Here is a 17,707-nt window from a genome sequence, read left to right on the forward strand (position 1 = left end):
CGCCACAGCCGCGCCTCAAGTTCCGGAACGCTAATGCCTTTGCAGCGTTGATAAGAAAGATGAAGTCACCGGAAGGAGTTCGCCATGGATCGGCTAAGTTACATTCTGATGTTGATGACGGGTTCGGGCTTGACGGGTGTCGGGCTGATCATCGTTTTAGCCTTTGGGCTTTACAACTGGATCGCAATCCTGATCGCAATCGGTATCGGCATCGTGCTGATGTATCCGGTTGCTTATGTCATTTCGCGCTGGATCAAGCGAGAGGATCCGGCGTGGGATCACCAAAAGACAGATGATGCAAACGCGCTTATCCCCGACCCTAATGCGCCAGAAGTGTAATTTCCGCGAGATTTGACAATTGGTTGCGCGGATGTGGGCAATAAAGGATCTGTTGCCGCAAGATAGGATAAACCCGTTTCGAGCATTCAGGTTCCGGTTCGGCAAAAATATAAAACTGTCAGGAATTCGCGGAAACTATATTGCGAAAAACACGTTGTACCTCCCAGAAGAGCCCAAAGCGGGTTCAACGTTAAAGGAGATCGAAATGAAAAAGCTTCTTGCAACAACCGCTCTCGTCGCATTGGTAACAGGCCCCGTGATGGCGCAGGACGAAAAGCCGGCCGACATGGACCACATGGATGCGCAGACCACGACCGACGCTGAAATGTCGGCAGATGTTCAGACCGATCCGGCTGATGCGGCCGCTGATATGGACGCCATGCAGGATCAGCCCACCTATATGGCTAATGATGTCGAGATCCGTGCAAGCGACTTCCTCGGCATGAATATTTACACCCGCGAGGGGGGGATGACAGCTGAAGACACCAATGCTTTGGCCGACCGTGACGACATCACGGATCCGGCAGATGATTGGGAAGACTTGGCCGAGATCGATGACGTGCTGATTTCGCCCGAAGGCAAGGTGGATACCGTGATTGCCAATGTCGGTGGCTTTCTCGACATGGGCGATCGTGACGTAAGGATTTCGATAGACGATCTTGCATTCGTTCGGGACGCTGACGATGAGGGCGAGTTCTTTGTCGTCTATAAGGGCGACCCGACCATTCTGGGCGAAGGTGAAGCCCATGATGCAGAAGCGGCCATGAGCGAAGGCTATCGCTCCATGCGCGACGAAACCAGCTTGGATGAAACCCATTCAGACGAAGCCGGCCTCATGGAAACCAATACCGATGATTACACCGCCGAAGATCTTGAGGGCGCTTCCGTCTACGGGCCCAACGATGATCGCATTGGCGAAGTTGGGAAGCTGGTTCTAAGCGACGACGGTGAGATTACCCACGCAGTCATTGATGTCGGTGGCTTCCTTGGGATCGGCGAAAAACATGTCTCGCTCAAGTTTGAGGATTTGCGCATGATGCGTACCGAAAGTGACGAGACGCCTCGCGTTTATGTGGACATGACTGAGGAAGAGTTGGAAAATCAGCCCGAATACGAAGAATGATCACCCGTCATTGATGCTCAAACATAAGGGGCTGCATCATGCAGCCCCTTATTTCTTGGTCATTCAGTTGTCGTCCTGATCGTCGGAAAACGCCTTTTTCTCGGCAACCATCATCAGGCGGATGATAATCAGCGCCAAAGCCGTGGCCATTAGCGCAACCCACCACAACCCGATCCCGGTCGACACTCCAATAGCCGCCGCCAACCACATGCTGGCCCCGGTTGTCAGCCCACGCACCTTGCCCTGCGAGAACACGATCATACCCGCCGCCAGAAAGGCAACTCCGCCGGTGACCGCCTCGATGATACGCAAGGGATCGCTGCGCACCATGTCTGGAAATTCGTCGTGCCGCGACACAAGTTCCAGCATCAGCAGCGAATATAACGCCGCCGCTAAACCAATCAACATATGGGTTCGCAGGCCTGCCGCGCGATCACGGCTCTCACGTTCAAACCCGATCGCCCCGCACAACAGAACCGCCCCAGCGAGACGCAGCAACAGCAACTCCCACGGTAGGAAGGCCGGCTGCGCGATTTCATTCACAAAATCATCCCAGGTCATGTCGTGGCTGCTCCGGATGGCTTCGTAATATTGACTGAGTCGGCGGTCAGGGACTGCGTTATACTGCTATAGCGTTTTCTCCATGCTGCTGTCTTCTGCGGATGTTGGCAATGGGGCTACAGCGACGGTTGCCGACACCGGCGGCGTTAGACGTCTTGAACCGTCGCTTGCCAAGCGGCGCGCGCCTTAGCGCAGACCGCGCAGCAGAGCTTGCGATGGGTTGCCCGTCACCGGCAAACCGACACTTTGCTGATAGGCGCGGATCGCGGTCTCCGACTTCGCACCGATCACGCCGTCGCTGCCACCCGTATCAAAGCCTGAGGCGGTCAAACGGGTTTGCAATTCCTTCCGGTCATCAATCGTTAGACCGTAAGCATCGGGCGGGAACTTGGCGCGCAATGCCCCGCCCCCACGAATGCGATCCGCCAGATGACCGACGCCGATCACATAGTTTTCGGCATTGTTATAGCGCGTGATAACGGTGAAATTTCGGAACACCATGAAGGCGGGACCACCCGTTCCCATCGGGATCAGGATCGACGCTGCGCCGTGATTCGGTACCGTGCTACCATCCGCCGCCCGCACGCCCATTGCCGCCCACTCGGCAGGGCCGCGGGTGGTGCCGCGGCCAGCCAGCGCCGGGTTGAAGCCCGATGGCAACCGCACCTCAACCCCCCAGGGCTGCCCCCGCACCCAGCCCGAGCGGTTGAGATAAGCCGCGGTCGAGGCCAGCGCATCCGTCGGGTCATCTGACCAGATGTCGCGCCGCCCATCGCCGGTAAAATCGACCGCATAGGCCAAATAGGAGGTCGGGATGAACTGTGTATGCCCCATCGCGCCGGCCCAGCTTCCGGTCATACGCGATACTGGGATATCCCCGTTCTGCAGGATCTTCAGCGCGGCAATCAGTTGTTTTTCAAAGAACGCCCCACGCCGCCCGTCATAGGCCAGCGTGGCGGTCGCGGAAATTACCGCAACATCGCCGCGTCGTTCGCCATAGCGGCTTTCCAATCCCCAGATCGCGGTAATGATCGCCGGATCGACATCATAGCGTGCGGCAATGGCGGCCAAGGTCACCTGATGCCGCCCAAAAGCCGCACGCCCCTTCCTCACCCGCTCGTCCGACGCAGCGATGGCCAGATAATCCTCAAGCGTGCGGGTAAATTCGGTCTGGCTGCGGTCGCGTTCGATCACACCGGGCAGATAACCCACATTGCGCAGTGCAGCGTTCAAAGTCGCGCCGGAAATACCCTGCGCCTGTGCGCGCGGACGGAACGCGGCGACCCAAGCGTCGAACTGCGGATTCGGCACCGGGCGTAGATTTTCCGGGGCTCGCGGATTGAGCGAGGCACCCCCGCTGCACGCCGACAGAAACGCCGCTGCGCCGATCAGGATGGTGTTGCGTCTGGTAAATATCATGACTGCCTGCCCGTTGTTTTACATCACCTTAGCGAAGCGATGGGCATCGTCAAAGCCGGGAGTTTCGTCAGCGGCGGTGAGCCGCCTTACTCGGCAGAAGGTAGGTGCTCTTCCCCGCGCGCGCGGGCCAGCACGATCTGTTTCTGACGTTCCCGGAACCGGGCTTTGTCTGCTTCGGTGGTCTCGTCAATGCAGTGATGGCAAGACACGCCAGGCTCGTAATCGGGCCGTGCCGTATCATCCGGCAGGATCGGACGGCGGCAGCCGTGGCACAGCAGATGCGGCCCCGGTTCCAGCCCGTGCCCGACACTGACACGGTTGTCGAAGACAAAGCAGTCGCCCTGCCAGGTGCTCTCCTGTGCGGACACTTTTTCAAGATAGCTCAGAATACCGCCCTTGAGGTGATAGACTTCGTCCACGCCCTGACCGAGCAGATAATTGGTGGATTTCTCGCAGCGGATGCCGCCGGTGCAGAACATGGCGATGCGTTTGTTGTGAAAGCGGTGCTTGTTTGTCTCCCACCAAGTGGGAAAATCACCGAAACTTCGCGTTTGCGGGTCGATGGCACCGGAAAACGTGCCGATGGCGATTTCATAATCGTTACGCGTGTCAATCACGGCCACGTCAGGCTGGCGGATCAATTCGTTCCACTCGGTCGGGTCCACGTAATGGCCGACCTGCGCGCGGGGATCGACGTCGGGCTGGCCCATGGTGACGATCTCGCGCTTCAGACGTACCTTCATCTTGCCGAAGGGGGGCGTTTCACTGGTTGATTCCTTCCATTCCAGCGCCGCGCAACCGGGCAGAGCACGGATATGTTTCAGCACCGCGTCGATGCCGGTACGCGGCCCGGCAATGGTGCCGTTGATCCCCTCGCGCGCCAATAGCAGCGTACCCTTAACCCCCTGCTCCGTGCACAGCGTTGCCAAGGCCGGTTTCAGCGCGGCGGGGTCGTCAAAACGGGTGAATTGATACAGGGCGGCGATTACATACATGGCCAGCGATTTACGCCCGTCGCCGCCGCCGCGCAAGAGGGTTGCATTGACGCGGTGCGCGCCGCGCCCTACCCAAGGGCCGAGAGGAGTAACCCCATGACTAATGCACTGATCGTGATCGACATCCAGAACGATTTTTGCCCCGGAGGCGCGCTGGGAGTGCCCGATGGCGACGCGGTCGTGCCGCGCCTCAACGCGATGATGGCGGATTTCGACGCCGTCATCCTGACCCAGGACTGGCACCCCGCCGACCACAGCTCTTTTGCGTCTAACCATCCCGGCAAATCGCCCTATGACATGATCGACATGTCCTATGGCCCGCAAGTTCTCTGGCCGGACCATTGCGTTCAGGGAACCCATGGCGGTGCCTTTCACCCTGATCTTGCCGCCGACCTTGCCGACCTGATCATCCGCAAGGGCTTCCGCCGCGATATTGACAGCTATTCGGCGTTCTTCGAAAATGATCGTGAGACCCCCACGGGGCTGGAAGGCTACCTGCGCACGCGGGGCATCACCGATCTGACATTGGCGGGGATCGCCACCGATTTCTGTGTACATTACTCGGCCGTGGATGCTGCGGGATTGGGCTTTAACGTCACGGTCGATCTGAACGCGAGCTGCCCCATCGACCTTGACGGGTCGCTGACCGCCGCGATCAAGGGGATGAAAGCAGCGGGCGTGCGCCTTCTGGGCGGATAGGGCTGCTGGACAAAGCCCGCGCCCCTTGCTCTAACGCGCAAAACCGACGGAGCCGCCCGCATGGACATCGCCACCCGCGTCTATAACCACAAGTGGAAGATCGATCCGATCGTCAGATCCCTGATCGATACGGACTTCTACAAGCTGCTGATGTGCCAATCGGTGTTTCGCAACCGGCGCGATACGCAGGTCACATTCAGCCTGATCAACCGCTCAACTCACATTCCGCTGGCCGATCTGATCGACGAGGGCGAGTTGCGCGAACAACTCGACCATATCCGCTCGCTGTCGCTGTCACGCGGCGAAAGCACTTGGCTGCGCGGCAACACCTTCTATGGCAAACGCCAGATGTTCCGCTCTGATTTCATGGAGTGGTTCGAGAACCTGCGCCTGCCGCCCTATCATCTGGAACGCAAAGGCAATCAATATGAGCTGACCTTCGAGGGCACATGGCCCGAGGTGATGCTGTGGGAAATACCGGCACTTGCCGTGTTGATGGAACTGCGCAGCCGGGCGGTGCTCAACCGGATGGACCGGTTCGAATTGCAGGTGCTCTATGCCCGTGCCATGACCAAGCTGTGGGAAAAGGTCGAACGCCTGCGTGGTCTTGAAGATCTAAACATTGCCGATTTTGGCACGAGGCGGCGGCATTCATTTCTATGGCAGGACTGGTGTGTTCAAGCATTGGGCGAGGGGCTGGGCGATGCTTTCACCGGCACCTCGAACTGCAAGATCGCCATGCACCGCGAGATGGAGGCGATTGGCACCAACGCCCACGAACTGCCCATGGTCTACGCCGCGCTGGCCGAAAGCGACGCCGAACTGGCGCGCGCGCCCTATGAGGTGCTGTCGGACTGGCACGACGAGCACGAGGGCAACCTGCGCATCATGTTGCCCGATACCTACGGCACCGAAGGCTTTCTGAAACATGCCCCCGACTGGTTGGCCGGTTGGACCGGTATACGCGTGGACAGCGGCGATCCGGCCAAGGGCGCGGAATTCGCCATCGACTGGTGGCAGGCACGCGGCGAGGATCCGCGCGAGAAACGGGTGATCTTTTCCGATGGTCTGGAGGTCGACAAGATCATCGCCCTGCACCGCCAGTTCTCAGGGCGGGTGAAGGTTTCATTCGGATGGGGCACCCTGTTGACCAATGATTTCCGCGGACTGGTGCCGAATGACGCGCTGGCGCCGTTCTCGCTGGTTTGCAAGGCGGTGACGGCCAACGGTCGGCCCACAGTCAAACTCTCGGACAACCCGGAAAAAGCGATGGGCCCGGAGGACGAGATCGCGCGCTATAAACGCGTCTTCGATGTGGGCGAACAGGAGCGGATCAAGGTCACGGTTTAAGTGGCCGGTTCACATAGAGGTGAACACTTGAATGGCCATGTGGGGCATCTCGTCCGATCCGCTCCGAACGAACGCGAATTCCCACTGTAAAGGGCCGGATAAAGATCATGGCCCTTTACATCAGATGTATCAGCCCCGTTCGGCCAAACCTTTGGCAATGATGCCGATTTCATAACGGCGAATGCCGAGTTCCCGAAACTCGCGATCGCTGAGTTTGTTCAGCGCGCCGGCGACCCGCTGCATGACAGCCATTTGCGGCTCTCGAACGCGCGGTGAGGATGCATATTGCAGTGAGGTATTGGATGCGCCGGTGGTTGATGACGGTGCCATATCGTAGGCCATGATATTCTCCTTATCCTGTAACTCGAACTGTTAGTTCTTGGCCTTTAAATGGCAGTAAAATGAAAACCTACTAGTCCTGATATCGCATACCCGACATTCGAAAAGTTCAGAGCTGGCAGCTCTTGGTTCCAGAGCACCTGCTGCACACAATGGCGCAAACATGGATCACGGTCGGGCCGGTGCGCGTCATTGATCATTTCGCGAACAGGCGTAACAAGTGACGGACACGCAGCCTCGTTTTCGGAAAGGACCAGACCATGCCCGTCACGCTTGACCCCGCGCGTTTCACCAACCTCAGGATCGATCCCCATGATGATGGGGTTTGGGTGGTCACGCTGAACCGCCCGCACAAGCGCAACGCGCTGGATATCGACACCATTGAGGAATTGGTCGATTTCTTCTCGACCGCGCCGCGCGCCGATGTGCGGGCGGTGGTGCTGGCGGGCGCGGGCGATCATTTCTGCGCCGGGCTGGATCTGATCGAACATCACGACGCCGACCGCAGCCCCGCCGATTTCATGCAGGTCTGTCTGCGCTGGCACGAGGCGTTCAACAAGATGGAATATGGCGGCGTACCGGTGATTGCCGCCCTGCAGGGTGCCGTGGTCGGCGGCGGGCTGGAACTGGCCAGTGCCGCGCATATCCGGGTGATCGACAACAGCGCCTATTTCGCCCTGCCCGAAGGCCAGCGCGGGCTGTTCACCGGTGGTGGCGCAACGATCCGGGTCGCCGATTTGGTGGGCAAGGCGCGGATGATCGACATGATGCTGACCGGCCGTGTCTATCAGGGGCAAGAGGCAGTGGAATTGGGGCTCGCGCAGTATCGCGTGGACGGTTCCAGTTTCGACAAGGCGTTGGAACTGGCGCAGCAAGCCGCATGCAACCTGCCATTGACCAATTTCGCGATCTGTTCGGCCATCAGCCATATGCAGAATATGTCTGCGCTGGATGCAGCCTATGCCGAGGCGGTGGTTGCCGGCGTCGTCAATACCCAGCATGACGCGCGGGCCCGCTTAGCGGCCTTTGCTGACAAAAGCGCAGCACGGGTGCGCCCCAACAAATGAACCTCTGCTGAAAGATGTACCCCCGCGCACCGGCCTCGGAAAAAGTTCCATAGGTAAATCAAGAAAATACAGTGACCGGCGAAACAACGCTGGCGAGAAATAGGAGAACCGCAAGATCCCGCTTGCCGTTTTGCATGTCTGTTTACGCACCCCTAGCTGACGGTGACCGGACGCGGATATTCCGCTCCGGCTGAGACAGACACAGAAAGGTTGAGAAATGTTCAACACTCGCAAGATTACCGCCGTTACACTGACCGCTGCGCTTATGGTGGCTCCGGTGTCCTTTGTCGCGGCGCAGGAGGCCACGTCACCGACGCAGCCTGAAACCACACAGGCGCCAGAGACTTCACAGGCACCGGCGGCAACGCCTACCCCAACTTTCGACGATGCCCAGATCGATGCGTTCGTCAATGCCGCGCTGAAAGTCGGTGAAATTCAGCAAAAGTACGGCCAAGAACTTCAGGGCATCGCGGACGAAGCCCAGCAGCAGGCTCTCGTGCAGCAGGCCGATGCAGAGATCCGCGCGACCATCGCCGAGACCGAAAACATCACCGTTGAGGATTATCTGGCAATCGATCAGGCAGCCTCCAACGATGAGGAGTTAACCCAGAAAATTGCCCAGCGTTTGCAAGAGATTCAAACCGAGAACGCAGGCTGAAGCTGCAATTGGGCGGGGCGCCAGGCGCCCCGCCCAATTTATTTGCGCCATGCCTCCGTCAGCGCGACGGCTCGGCGGCAGGAAACTCGATATTGATTTCGAGGCTCGACAGTTCATCACCGCGATCCATGCGGATATCCACGGCGTCATTGTCGATTTTCATGTGGCGTTTGATCGCGGCCAGAATATCGCGCTGCAATTCCGGCAAGCAATCCGGCCCGGATCCGGTGCTGCGCTCATGAGCAAGCAAGATCTGCAAACGATCGCGTGCAGTCTCTGCTGATTGTTTGGCCGGTTTTCTGCGGGAACGTAGGGAAAATCCAAACATCGTTATGCCGTCCGTCCGAACAGGCGCTGGAACAAACCGGGTCGCCGGTCGCTTTCCATGCGCATTTCAACCTGTTCCCCGATCAGACGCGAGACCGCATCCTCATAGGCCACGCTGGCATTCGAGGGCTCGTCGAGAACCACCGGCGTACCGGTGTTCGAAGCACGCAGGATCGCGCTGCTCTCGGGGATCACCCCCAGCAGCGGTACCGCCAAAATCTCCAGAACGTCTTCGACGGTCATCATTTCACCGCTGGTGATGCGCTGGTTGTCATAGCGTGTCAGCAATGCTTGCGCCTTGATTGGCTCGGCATCGGCCTTTTCGGCCCGCGCGGTCTTGCTGCTGAGCAGGCCCAATACGCGGTCACTGTCGCGCACCGAGGAAACCTCGGGGTTGGTGACGACAACGGCTTCATCGGCAAAATACATTGCCAGTTGCGCACCGCGCTCGATTCCGGCGGGGCTGTCGCAGATGATGTAGTCGAAATCTTCGCGCAGTTCGTTCAAAACCTTCTCAACGCCTTCCTTGGTCAGGGCGTCTTTGTCACGGGTCTGCGATGTGGGCAGGATCGAAAGGTTTTCCAGACGCTTATCCTTGATCAGCGCCTGTTTCAGCCGCGCATCGCCTTGGATCACGTTGATGAAGTCGAACACGACCCGGCGTTCGCAGCCCATGATCATATCGAGGTTACGCAGCCCGACGTCGAAATCGATCACCACCGTCCTGTAACCCCGTTGCGCCAGTCCGGCACTGATGGCAGCGGCCGAGGTTGTCTTGCCCACGCCGCCCTTGCCCGAAGTTATGACGATGACTTTGCTTTCCACCGGCGGTTCCTGTTTCATTTGCGATGTCATGCGAGTGTCTCCACGCAAAGCCGTTGATCCTGAAGGAAGATGTGTACGCTGCGTTTCCGGACCTCGTGCTCCAGGTTTTCACTGGTCCGATAAAGGCCGGCAATGGCCAGAAGTTCAGCATCGAGGTTCTGGCAGAAAATCCGCGCGTTCTCGTCGCCGTGAACGCCGGCCATCGCCCGCCCGCGCATCGTGCCGTAGATATGGATATTGCCGCCCGCGATCAGTTCCGCACCCGAGGCCACGTGCCCCACGATCACCAAATCGCCGTGTTCCGCGACAATCGATTGCCCCGATCGCACCGGTGTGGTCACGATCTTGTTTGCCACCTGTGGGCGGGCAGGTGCAGCCACCGGGGCCGGGGCCTCGCGACGGCTGGGCCGTTGTGGCGCGTCTTGACCCGCAACCACCGAGATCAGCCCCGCGTCGGCTGCGGCGGCAATCTGTCCGGCGCTGGCGTTCTGAACGGCGAAAGGTGCCAACTTGCGCTGTCTCAATTCATCACGCAGGTGGCGCAGATCTTCCGCCCGGATAAGATCCGGCGCTTTGGCAAGATCGATAATCAACGGTGCGTCGGCCAGAAAATGCGGCATACGCCGCAATTGTGCATCCAAACCGGCAAAAAAACGCCGATCAGGCGGCCCGCCCTCGATCAGCAGGGCAACCGCGGTAAGAAAGCGACCCCGGAACTGGACAGGCCGGACCGCGGTAATTTCTGGGGCGTCGTTTTTTGGCACGCTTGAACTGTTGCTCCTGCTCGATTCCGACCGCAGATTCGGGTCTGCGTTATTATACTCATGCCTAATGGGTTCGGGCCGATTGGTCCACCATTTGCGGCAAAGCATTTTCACTTTCGGCGAAGTTGTGCCGGTGTGCTAGACCGCGAATTGCCTTCTGCGATCGCTGTGCTAAAGGGCTGCGTCGCATCAGACCTTAACTGTCACACAGACTGCAAATGTGCAACTCACCTCTACCCGCGGTGCCATTGCGCGAGTTGGAAGGGACGCCGTGCGAAGATCGCCATTGACGCGCATGTCGGGACGGAACGCGATATGGTGCTCTCATGTCTCCGTTCCTGCCGGATGAAATGCGTAAAAAGGGCTCGCGCACCGCATCGTTTATAACATTTCCAGTTGCTGCGGCATCACCCAATAGCCGCGCCGCCGCTTGCCCTCTTCCAATGCGAGCATTGCGGCAATCGCCTGATCTTCGCTGGCAAAATGGTCCCGGCGAATCTGACCACCCTGACCGATCCGCCCCCATTCGCGGTAAAGCGTCCAGTCACCAAACAGATCGGGCATGACAATCATCCGATAGAATCGGGCCTGATTGCGGGCAATATCGATTTTTTCCAGATAAGTCTGCATCTGTCGCGATCACTCCCGCAGGTGGCGGCACCTTGATGCCGCAGCATTAATATGCCTGCACAGCTTCATCAAAGCGGAAAAACGATGCTGATCGCGAAAGACGATGTCAGCCCGACAATCAGGTTCATCGGCACCCCGATCTTGAGAAAATCGGTGAAACGATAGTTCCCCGCGCCGTAAACCAAAGTGTTCGTCTGATAGCCGATGGGCGTTGCGAAACTGGCGCTGGCAGCGATCATCACGGCCACGGCCAGCGGGCGCGGATCAACGCCCAACTGCGAGGCCAGCGCAATGACAATGGGTGTGAACACCACCGCAACGGCGTTGTTGGTGACCACCTCGGTCAAGATTGAGGCCATGAAATAGACTGCAAGCAGCGTGGCAAAAGGCGGCAGATCAGTCAGCAGTGGCGTAATGATAGCGACAATAAGTTCCACCGCGCCGGTGTGTTCCAGCCCAGCGCCGATAATCAGCATCGCGAAAATCAGCACCAGAATTGAACCATCGACCGATTTCCATGCCTCATCGCTGTCGATACAGCGCAGGATCAGGATGACCGCCACGGCAACCAGCGCCAATAGGCCGATGGGCATGACATTCAGCGCCGCCAGAACCACGATCCCCAACAGGGCAAGCACCGCAATCGGGGCCTGTCGGCGCCGATAGGCCCGCCCAGCGGGTTCAGTGACCGAAGCCACGTCACCAGCCTCGGCCAAAGCCCGAGACCCCTCCTGTGAGCCTTCCAGCAGCAATTTGTCGGCAGGGCGCAGCCGGACGCCCGACAGGTCAGGCCCGGCGATATGGCCATGCCGGAACGCACCCAGCACCCGCACCCCCGCATTGCGCCCCAGCGCCAAATCAGCAATGCGCCGCCCGACGGTGTGGCGCTTGGGGGTCACGATCGCCTCGACCGTGCGCAGCTTTGCATCGGGAGCCAGATCAGAGGTGCGCCGCATTCCGACGCGCAGCCCCGAGTTTTGCGCAAACGTCAGCAATTCCGACGTGGTGGTCACGACAATCACCGCATCGCCCTTTTGCAGCACGAACTCGTCCAGATTGCTGCGGGTGATCTTGCCGCCGCGCTTAACACCTTTGACATGCACACCGTCACGTTCGAAATCAGCGATATCGGCCAGTGGCATATCGATATGAGCATAGCCGTCGAGGACGGCGATTTCCGAGAGGAACTGCGTTTCATCTCCGCTGGTGCCGTCGCCCTCGGTCTCACGTTGAGGCAGCAGCCACCGCCCGAGAATCAGGAGCGTCAGACTGCCTACAAATGTGGCCGAAAGACCGATGGGGGCAATCTCAAAGATTGAAAATGCCGCCATGCCGTTTTCGCGCGCGATACCGTCAACGATCAGGTTGGTGGACGTTCCGATCAGCGTGCAGGTGCCGCCCAGCACCGCCATATAGGACAGCGGGATCAGCAGCCGCGTCGGAGCCAGTTTCAGGCTGTTGGCCAGCCTTATCACCACCGGGATCAGCACCAGCACCACCGGTGTGTTGTTCATGAAGGCCGAGGCCGCGATTGCCGCGATCAGGAACGACCCTAGCGCCAGAACCGGGCGATCCTGCGCACGCGTGATCACCATGTTCGCCAGCACGTCCAGCACCCCGGTGCGCACCAACGCCCCTGAGACGATAAACATCGCTGCGATCGTGATCGGCGCCGGATTCGAGAACACCCCTATCACCCGCTCATAAGGCACGAGGCCCAGCACGATAAACAGCGCCGCCGCCGCCGCTGCTGTGACCTCGGGGGGGAATTTTTCCAGCGTGAAGGCGACGAAGAGAAGCAGCAGGATCCCGATCGCCAGGAAAGGGGCGTTTTGCCCAATTAGGTCGATCATCGCGCGGCAGACTCCCGTGGGTCGAAAAAGAGAATCAGGCATGACACGTCCGGCGCCACCGCTCAAGCGGGCGATCAGTCGGGGCTGTCGCGCCCCTCGGACTTGGCGCGTTCACGCGCGCTGGGATGCGCTGAGGTAAGGAACGGCACTTCGCAGACCTTGGCCGCGACCGGCTCGCCAGCTTCGATGGAATAAGGCTCGGGCAGTTCGACCAGCAGTTCGGTGCCAATCTCGGACTTGCCCCATGGGACATAGGCCAACGCGATATTAGTCTGCAGTTCCGGTGACCACCAAGGCGAGGTGACATAGCCGCAGCGCTGCCCTTCACTGCACGAGACCAGCCAGAAATCGGACGCGTAATCGACGATGGGTTTGCCGCCCATCTTCAGCCCCACCATGGTCAGAGCGAAGGGGTAATCGCCGGCCTCAATCCGGGCACGCTGCTGTTCCAGCGCGGCCTTGCCGACGTAATCGGCAGATTTCTTGCGCGGCACCTGATAGGCCAGATTGACCTGAAACGGCGAGGTTTCGGAATCCATATCCTGCCCCCAGCTGAGAATGCCAGCGGCGATGCGGCGGTGATGCCCCGGTGCGATCACCCGCAGCCCATAACGTGCACCAATGCCGCGGATCGCATACCATACCTGTTCAGCATTAATGGTGGCATCGCGCACGTAAACCTCATAGCCTTTTTCGCCGCTGAAACCAGTCTGACTGACCATGATGGGGCAGCCGTCAATTTTGGTTTCCATCAGCCCGTAATAGGGTAGCTCCTTCAGCCTTTCGCCGACCAGATCCGCCATCAACTGTTCCGAGAGCGGCCCTTGCACCTGCAAGGGGGACACGTCCAGTTCGTCAATCTCGACATCCCAGCGCCGGGGCAGGTTCACGCCCTGCAACCACAACATCAGGTCGCTGTCAGAAATCGAGAACCAGAATTCGTCCGCCGCCAGCCGCAATAACACTGGATCGTTCAATATACCGCCCTTTTCATTGCACAGGATGCAGTATTTTCCCCGCATGGGCTCAATTTTGGTGGCGTCGCGCGTAATGACAAAGTTGACGAAGGCTTCGGCGTCCGGCCCCTTGACCCGGATTTGGCGCTCGACTGCGACGTTCCACAGGGTCACACCTTTGACGAGCGAACGGTATTCTGCCATCGCGCCGCCCTCTTCCGGGCGGACATAGCCGCGTGGGTGGTACATGCGGTTATAGACCGTTGCGCGCCAGCATCCGGCCTCGACCGAAAGATGCCAGAACGGCGATTTACGCACCCGCGTAGAAATCAGCATTTCGACCGGCGTGCTCCCCGACTGGCGCAGATTGACAGGAACCATACGGTCGGATTGATCGACACCAGGTACATTGGGGGTGGTTCTGAGATTTTTGTCCATGGCAGACCCCTTGCAGCAGCGTAGGTTCAAGGCACGCACGTGGCTCTAATCAGCCCCGCATTCGTGGTAAGCCAAAGGCTGTTTTCACCATTTTTCCTGAATGATATTCTCGTCCTTGACGCCCAGATCATCCAGCGCCTGACGCACCGCCTTCATCATTGGCGGGGGGCCGCACAAATAGCAGCGGCTATTGGCGCCGGCAAACTGGCTAAGGTAATCGCGCTCAAGCCGCTGTTGCGGCACGCTGGCTCCGGCTTCGTCCACGACAAAGGCGGTGTTTAGCCCTCTCATCGCTTCGAACTTGTCGCGCCAGATGATGTCGTTTTCGGTCTTGTTGGCAAAGACAAGGGTCGAGCCCTCCAATGTGCCATTCTCATGCAGTTGCTGGCGCAGCACCGCGATCATCGGGGTGATCCCAGCCCCGCCGGCAATAAAAATACCCGGCCCATGATCCGAGATCGCGCCAAACGGACCCTTCATCTTCATCTCGTCACCCGGTTGCATCTTGCCGATCTGTTCCGTGACGCCGTGCCGGTCGGGGTAGGATTTAATGACAAATTCCAGCGTCGGCTCGTGGGGAAGCGTGACCGGGGTAAAGGGGCGGCCTTTATCTTCCCATCCATCCTTGAGAACGTGCAGTTCAACCCCTTGGCCGGGAGTATATTCAAAGCCGTCGGGGCGGTCGAATACCAAGTGGTAGGTGTCGTGGGTAACGGGTTCGATGCGTTTCAGGGTCATTTGGTGTGCCATTTCTGGAACCTCCTATCATCCATCAACCTTACGCATGATAGCATCATCCGGTTCCTGCGCACAGCCAAGGGAACGAACTGCGCGCCGGTGCGTTACGGGTGCTGGAACCCCTGTCAGCCTGAGGATGAGATGATGTCGAAACTATTTCAGACCACCTGCATAGCTGCGTTGGCTGCCCTGTTGGCAACCGTCCCGATCACGGGCTTTGCACAGGATACGGCGCCTGATAACGGTGCCACCTCCGAGGTGGCCGAGCCTGATGCGGTTGATACAGAGCCGCCTTTGGGAGGGATGGAGCCAGCCCCCGATCCGGGTGCAGCGATGGACGACAGCTCAGGCACCGATCTAACGCCAGACGGCGTCATGGGCGAGAAACCGGAAACTGACTCAGACATGGCCACCGAAGCACCAGCCAAACCGATCGAGGGCCAGATCATCCTTCAGAGCGAAGATACAATCCTTGCCAAGAACCTGTTGGGATCGACGGTTTACACAACCCTAGGCGAACAAACGGTGGGCAGTATTTCCGACCTGATCATCAATCTCGACGGCACCGTCGAGGGTGTCGTGATCGGCGTTGGCGGGTTCCTCGGGATCGGCAAGAAACTGGTTGCGGTCAAAATGGACAGCCTTGATGTCTCGACCAACGCGACCGGCAGTGCCCGCCTGACAAGCAGCGCCACCAAGGCCGATCTGGAAGCCGCCGAACCATTTGTCACGGCGAAAGAACAGCAGGATGCCGAGGCCGCCCAGCAGGTGCCGGATGCAACTGTAGGAGGCGAGCCAGTTGCGGCGGAATGACCCACTGGTAAGACTGACACATCCGCGACATCGCATTGGGCGTCCAGCAACGGTACCGCCGCCATTTCATATACTTATCAGGCGTGAAGGTTTTCAATCAGCCGTGTTTCCAGAAGCTGGCCCTTGCGGTACAGGATCGGATAAGCGACCGAAGCGATCTTGCTATTGAACTCCTTGAGCGCACGCAGGGTCTCAAGATGCAGGTCACTGGAATCAAAGCTCAACTCGGTGCCGTGGCTGAGCCGGCGCAAATGAGTGCGCCGGTTGCGCCGCTCGGTGCGCGAAATGTCGTCCTTGGCTTCAACCAGCAAGCGGGCGCTCTCTACGTCGTCGGAAATCAGCACATTAGAGGCCAGTATGATGTTCTCCATGATCGTCTCATGCATGGTTATGAGCTCTTCCAGCCCCTTTTGGGAAAATCGGATGCGATGATCATTGCGCTCTTGTGCCAGCAAAAGCAATTGTTCCACGATATCGCCCGCGGCTTCGATCTGGATCGCGTATTCGGCCAGATCACGCGCCTGTTTAAAGGTCTGTTCGCCAACCGTGTCGGGATCTATCCGAGCGACGTATCGGCGCACGCCATCCAGCGCGTCGTTAACCACTTCATCGGTCTGGCGTAGCGCTTGCATCCTCGGCTTGTCGAAATCCTGATACAGATCCATCGCCGGACGCATCATGCCCTCGACCACCTGCAACATGCGCAACACCTCGCGTTTGAGGCTGGCCAGCGCAAGGGCGGGTTTGTCACGCACGTCGTCATTGAGCACGCTGCGGTGGCTTTCCGGCATGGATTCTGGATAGGCCGCCGGAATCGGCAGCAATTTCCCAATCGGTTTTTTCAGTTTGCCAATGAACGGCAATGCAATCGCCAGCAGTGTCAGGTTGAACAGGATATGCACATTCACCAATGTCTGCCCAACGGTATGGCCCGCCAAAAATGGCAGGATCGGCAGCCGGTTGATCAGCATCAACACCAGAACTGACCAACTGCATCGTAACAGCATGTTCGCCACCGGCACCTGCCGTCCCTCTGGCGGCAAGCCACGGCTCAGCCAGACCGGGATCAGCGCTGAACCCATATTCGCCCCCAGCACCAGCGACACGCCCGCCTCCAGCGGAATCGCGCCGATCTGTACCAATGTCACACACATCAGGATCACTGCCACGGATGAAAACATGATGAAAGCCAGCGCCATGCCGACCAGAAACGCGGTGACGTAATCGCTTTCCAGATAGCCGGCGATCGCCGGCAGGAACGCGCTGTCCGAAATCGGCGCCATGGTTTCGCGCAGGAACCGCAGCGAAATCAGAATGAAAGCAATGCCCAGAACGACGCGACCTGCCTGTTTCGTGCCCCGCCGCTCGGAGCGCAAAAACAGCGCGCCGCCCAGCGCCAGCAGCACCGGCACCAACCAGTCCAGCCGGAACGACAGGATCTGAATCAGCAGCGCCGAGCCCAGATCGCCCCCCAGAACCAGCGCCAGACCGGCCGTGAAACTGAGCGCGCCAGCCCCGGCAAAGCCGGCCGCCAACAGTGCCACCGCAGCCGAACTTTGCAGGACCATCGCAAAGATCACGCCCATCCCGGCAGTGCTCAAACGGGTGCCGCGTTTTATCATCGCCCGTTTGAATGACGGCCCGAACGCACGTTCGATTCCGGTGCGCACCATGCGCACCGCGTAAAGCAGAAGCATCACCGCCCCTGCCAACTGGATGAGGAACCACAGGATTGTCATATACGCCCAGCTTCGCTGATTTTTTCAGCCATCACAATGGCAAGCGATACCGTGCGCGTCTGGTTCCGGTGCGC

The 17,707-nt window shown here is 59.1% G+C and carries 19 protein-coding genes; 7 read left to right on the forward strand and 12 right to left on the reverse strand.

The genetic code is table 11. From position 1 onward, the window contains the following. Positions 1-84: 84 nt before the first annotated feature. Both JAO82_RS05920 and JAO82_RS05925 read left to right on the forward strand, forming a co-directional pair. Complete coding sequence (locus tag JAO82_RS05920) at positions 85-339, forward strand: hypothetical protein (protein WP_198685438.1); 255 nt, start codon at positions 85-87, stop codon at positions 337-339. Positions 340-544: 205 nt separating this feature from the next. Further along, positions 545-1,462, forward strand: a complete 918-nt coding sequence (locus JAO82_RS05925; protein ID WP_198685439.1) for a PRC-barrel domain-containing protein — start codon at positions 545-547, stop codon at positions 1,460-1,462. Positions 1,463-1,525: 63 nt separating this feature from the next. Here the strand turns inward: JAO82_RS05925 and JAO82_RS05930 are convergent, their stop codons facing one another. The 3 genes from JAO82_RS05930 to trhO all read right to left on the reverse strand — a co-directional run bounded on the left by JAO82_RS05930 (position 1,526) and on the right by trhO (position 4,437). Then, positions 1,526-2,023: an MgtC/SapB family protein gene (locus JAO82_RS05930; protein WP_198685440.1), complete on the reverse strand. Its 498-nt coding sequence runs from the start codon at positions 2,021-2,023 to the stop codon at positions 1,526-1,528. A gap of 186 nt (positions 2,024-2,209) precedes the next feature. Next, the gene (locus JAO82_RS05935; RefSeq protein ID WP_198685441.1) at positions 2,210-3,442 is read right to left on the reverse strand and encodes a lytic murein transglycosylase; all 1,233 of its coding nucleotides are present in this window, start codon (positions 3,440-3,442) and stop codon (positions 2,210-2,212) included. A gap of 86 nt (positions 3,443-3,528) precedes the next feature. After that, entirely contained in the window at positions 3,529-4,437 is a 909-nt protein-coding gene (gene trhO, locus JAO82_RS05940) for an oxygen-dependent tRNA uridine(34) hydroxylase TrhO (protein ID WP_198685442.1), read from the reverse strand. A gap of 96 nt (positions 4,438-4,533) precedes the next feature. Here trhO and pncA point away from each other — a divergent pair, with 96 nt between their 5' ends. Both pncA and pncB read left to right on the forward strand, forming a co-directional pair. After that, positions 4,534-5,136 carry a bifunctional nicotinamidase/pyrazinamidase gene (pncA, locus tag JAO82_RS05945; protein ID WP_198685443.1) on the forward strand — a complete coding sequence of 201 codons (603 nt, stop codon included), beginning with the start codon at positions 4,534-4,536 and terminating at the stop codon, positions 5,134-5,136. Between the two features lie 60 nt (positions 5,137-5,196). Then, on the forward strand, positions 5,197-6,486 hold the full coding sequence (gene pncB / locus JAO82_RS05950) for a nicotinate phosphoribosyltransferase (RefSeq protein ID WP_198685444.1): 1,290 nt from the start codon (positions 5,197-5,199) through the stop codon (positions 6,484-6,486). A gap of 129 nt (positions 6,487-6,615) precedes the next feature. Here pncB and JAO82_RS05955 read toward each other — a convergent pair whose 3' ends face one another. Then, a complete protein-coding gene (locus JAO82_RS05955) occupies positions 6,616-6,828 on the reverse strand; it encodes a hypothetical protein (protein ID WP_198685445.1) in 213 nt (70 codons plus the stop codon). A gap of 257 nt (positions 6,829-7,085) precedes the next feature. On the opposite strand from JAO82_RS05955, the gene JAO82_RS05960 reads away from it, so the two are divergent. Then, positions 7,086-7,892 (forward strand): crotonase/enoyl-CoA hydratase family protein, encoded by an 807-nt coding sequence (locus tag JAO82_RS05960; protein WP_198685446.1) that lies wholly within the window; start codon positions 7,086-7,088, stop codon positions 7,890-7,892. Positions 7,893-8,109: 217 nt separating this feature from the next. After that, positions 8,110-8,550 carry a DUF4168 domain-containing protein gene (locus tag JAO82_RS05965; RefSeq protein ID WP_198685447.1) on the forward strand — a complete coding sequence of 147 codons (441 nt, stop codon included), beginning with the start codon at positions 8,110-8,112 and terminating at the stop codon, positions 8,548-8,550. 58 nt (positions 8,551-8,608) lie between these two features. On the opposite strand, the gene minE is transcribed toward JAO82_RS05965, so the two are convergent. From minE to JAO82_RS06000, 7 genes are all read right to left on the reverse strand, one after another. Beyond that, entirely contained in the window at positions 8,609-8,878 is a 270-nt protein-coding gene (minE, locus tag JAO82_RS05970; protein ID WP_198685448.1) for a cell division topological specificity factor MinE, read from the reverse strand. 2 nt (positions 8,879-8,880) lie between these two features. Beyond that, positions 8,881-9,732 carry a septum site-determining protein MinD gene (gene minD / locus JAO82_RS05975; RefSeq protein WP_198685449.1) on the reverse strand — a complete coding sequence of 284 codons (852 nt, stop codon included), beginning with the start codon at positions 9,730-9,732 and terminating at the stop codon, positions 8,881-8,883. Next, positions 9,729-10,466 carry a septum site-determining protein MinC gene (gene minC / locus JAO82_RS05980; protein ID WP_332872494.1) on the reverse strand — a complete coding sequence of 246 codons (738 nt, stop codon included), beginning with the start codon at positions 10,464-10,466 and terminating at the stop codon, positions 9,729-9,731. The genes minD and minC overlap by 4 nt, the downstream gene beginning before the upstream one ends. A gap of 381 nt (positions 10,467-10,847) precedes the next feature. Beyond that, complete coding sequence (locus tag JAO82_RS05985) at positions 10,848-11,096, reverse strand: WGR domain-containing protein (protein WP_198685451.1); 249 nt, start codon at positions 11,094-11,096, stop codon at positions 10,848-10,850. A gap of 68 nt (positions 11,097-11,164) precedes the next feature. After that, entirely contained in the window at positions 11,165-12,949 is a 1,785-nt protein-coding gene (locus JAO82_RS05990) for an SLC13 family permease (RefSeq protein ID WP_198685452.1), read from the reverse strand. A 74-nt stretch (positions 12,950-13,023) separates the two neighbouring features. Beyond that, entirely contained in the window at positions 13,024-14,343 is a 1,320-nt protein-coding gene (locus JAO82_RS05995) for a glycine cleavage T C-terminal barrel domain-containing protein (protein ID WP_232897260.1), read from the reverse strand. A gap of 84 nt (positions 14,344-14,427) precedes the next feature. Beyond that, positions 14,428-15,093 carry an FAD-binding oxidoreductase gene (locus tag JAO82_RS06000; protein ID WP_198685453.1) on the reverse strand — a complete coding sequence of 222 codons (666 nt, stop codon included), beginning with the start codon at positions 15,091-15,093 and terminating at the stop codon, positions 14,428-14,430. Between the two features lie 132 nt (positions 15,094-15,225). On the opposite strand from JAO82_RS06000, the gene JAO82_RS06005 reads away from it, so the two are divergent. Next, positions 15,226-15,894 (forward strand): PRC-barrel domain-containing protein, encoded by a 669-nt coding sequence (locus JAO82_RS06005; protein ID WP_198685454.1) that lies wholly within the window; start codon positions 15,226-15,228, stop codon positions 15,892-15,894. 77 nt (positions 15,895-15,971) lie between these two features. Here JAO82_RS06005 and JAO82_RS06010 read toward each other — a convergent pair whose 3' ends face one another. Next, positions 15,972-17,633 (reverse strand): Na/Pi cotransporter family protein, encoded by a 1,662-nt coding sequence (locus JAO82_RS06010; RefSeq protein WP_198685455.1) that lies wholly within the window; start codon positions 17,631-17,633, stop codon positions 15,972-15,974. Positions 17,634-17,707: the final 74 nt, after the last annotated feature.

This window comes from Pontibaca salina (assembly GCF_016307205.1).
GTDB classification, from domain to species: domain Bacteria; phylum Pseudomonadota; class Alphaproteobacteria; order Rhodobacterales; family Rhodobacteraceae; genus Pontibaca; species Pontibaca salina.

Bases quoted from the DNA above. Each gene is read 5' to 3' on its own strand.
- JAO82_RS05935 (WP_198685441.1), bottom strand. From the start codon at position 3,442: ATGATATTTACCAGACGCAACACCATCCTGATCGGCGCAGCGGCGTTT.
- JAO82_RS06005 (WP_198685454.1), top strand. From the start codon at position 15,226: ATGTCGAAACTATTTCAGACCACCTGCATAGCTGCGTTGGCTGCCCTG.
- JAO82_RS06000 (WP_198685453.1), bottom strand. From the start codon at position 15,093: ATGGCACACCAAATGACCCTGAAACGCATCGAACCCGTTACCCACGAC.
- JAO82_RS05925 (WP_198685439.1), top strand. From the start codon at position 545: ATGAAAAAGCTTCTTGCAACAACCGCTCTCGTCGCATTGGTAACAGGC.
- JAO82_RS05960 (WP_198685446.1), top strand. From the start codon at position 7,086: ATGCCCGTCACGCTTGACCCCGCGCGTTTCACCAACCTCAGGATCGAT.
- pncB (WP_198685444.1), top strand. From the start codon at position 5,197: ATGGACATCGCCACCCGCGTCTATAACCACAAGTGGAAGATCGATCCG.
- minE (WP_198685448.1), bottom strand. From the start codon at position 8,878: ATGTTTGGATTTTCCCTACGTTCCCGCAGAAAACCGGCCAAACAATCA.
- JAO82_RS05955 (WP_198685445.1), bottom strand. From the start codon at position 6,828: ATGGCCTACGATATGGCACCGTCATCAACCACCGGCGCATCCAATACC.
- JAO82_RS05995 (WP_232897260.1), bottom strand. From the start codon at position 14,343: ATGGACAAAAATCTCAGAACCACCCCCAATGTACCTGGTGTCGATCAA.
- JAO82_RS06010 (WP_198685455.1), bottom strand. From the start codon at position 17,633: ATGACAATCCTGTGGTTCCTCATCCAGTTGGCAGGGGCGGTGATGCTT.
- trhO (WP_198685442.1), bottom strand. From the start codon at position 4,437: ATGTATGTAATCGCCGCCCTGTATCAATTCACCCGTTTTGACGACCCC.
- JAO82_RS05965 (WP_198685447.1), top strand. From the start codon at position 8,110: ATGTTCAACACTCGCAAGATTACCGCCGTTACACTGACCGCTGCGCTT.
- minD (WP_198685449.1), bottom strand. From the start codon at position 9,732: ATGACATCGCAAATGAAACAGGAACCGCCGGTGGAAAGCAAAGTCATC.
- JAO82_RS05920 (WP_198685438.1), top strand. From the start codon at position 85: ATGGATCGGCTAAGTTACATTCTGATGTTGATGACGGGTTCGGGCTTG.
- JAO82_RS05930 (WP_198685440.1), bottom strand. From the start codon at position 2,023: ATGACCTGGGATGATTTTGTGAATGAAATCGCGCAGCCGGCCTTCCTA.
- pncA (WP_198685443.1), top strand. From the start codon at position 4,534: ATGACTAATGCACTGATCGTGATCGACATCCAGAACGATTTTTGCCCC.
- JAO82_RS05990 (WP_198685452.1), bottom strand. From the start codon at position 12,949: ATGATCGACCTAATTGGGCAAAACGCCCCTTTCCTGGCGATCGGGATC.
- JAO82_RS05985 (WP_198685451.1), bottom strand. From the start codon at position 11,096: ATGCAGACTTATCTGGAAAAAATCGATATTGCCCGCAATCAGGCCCGA.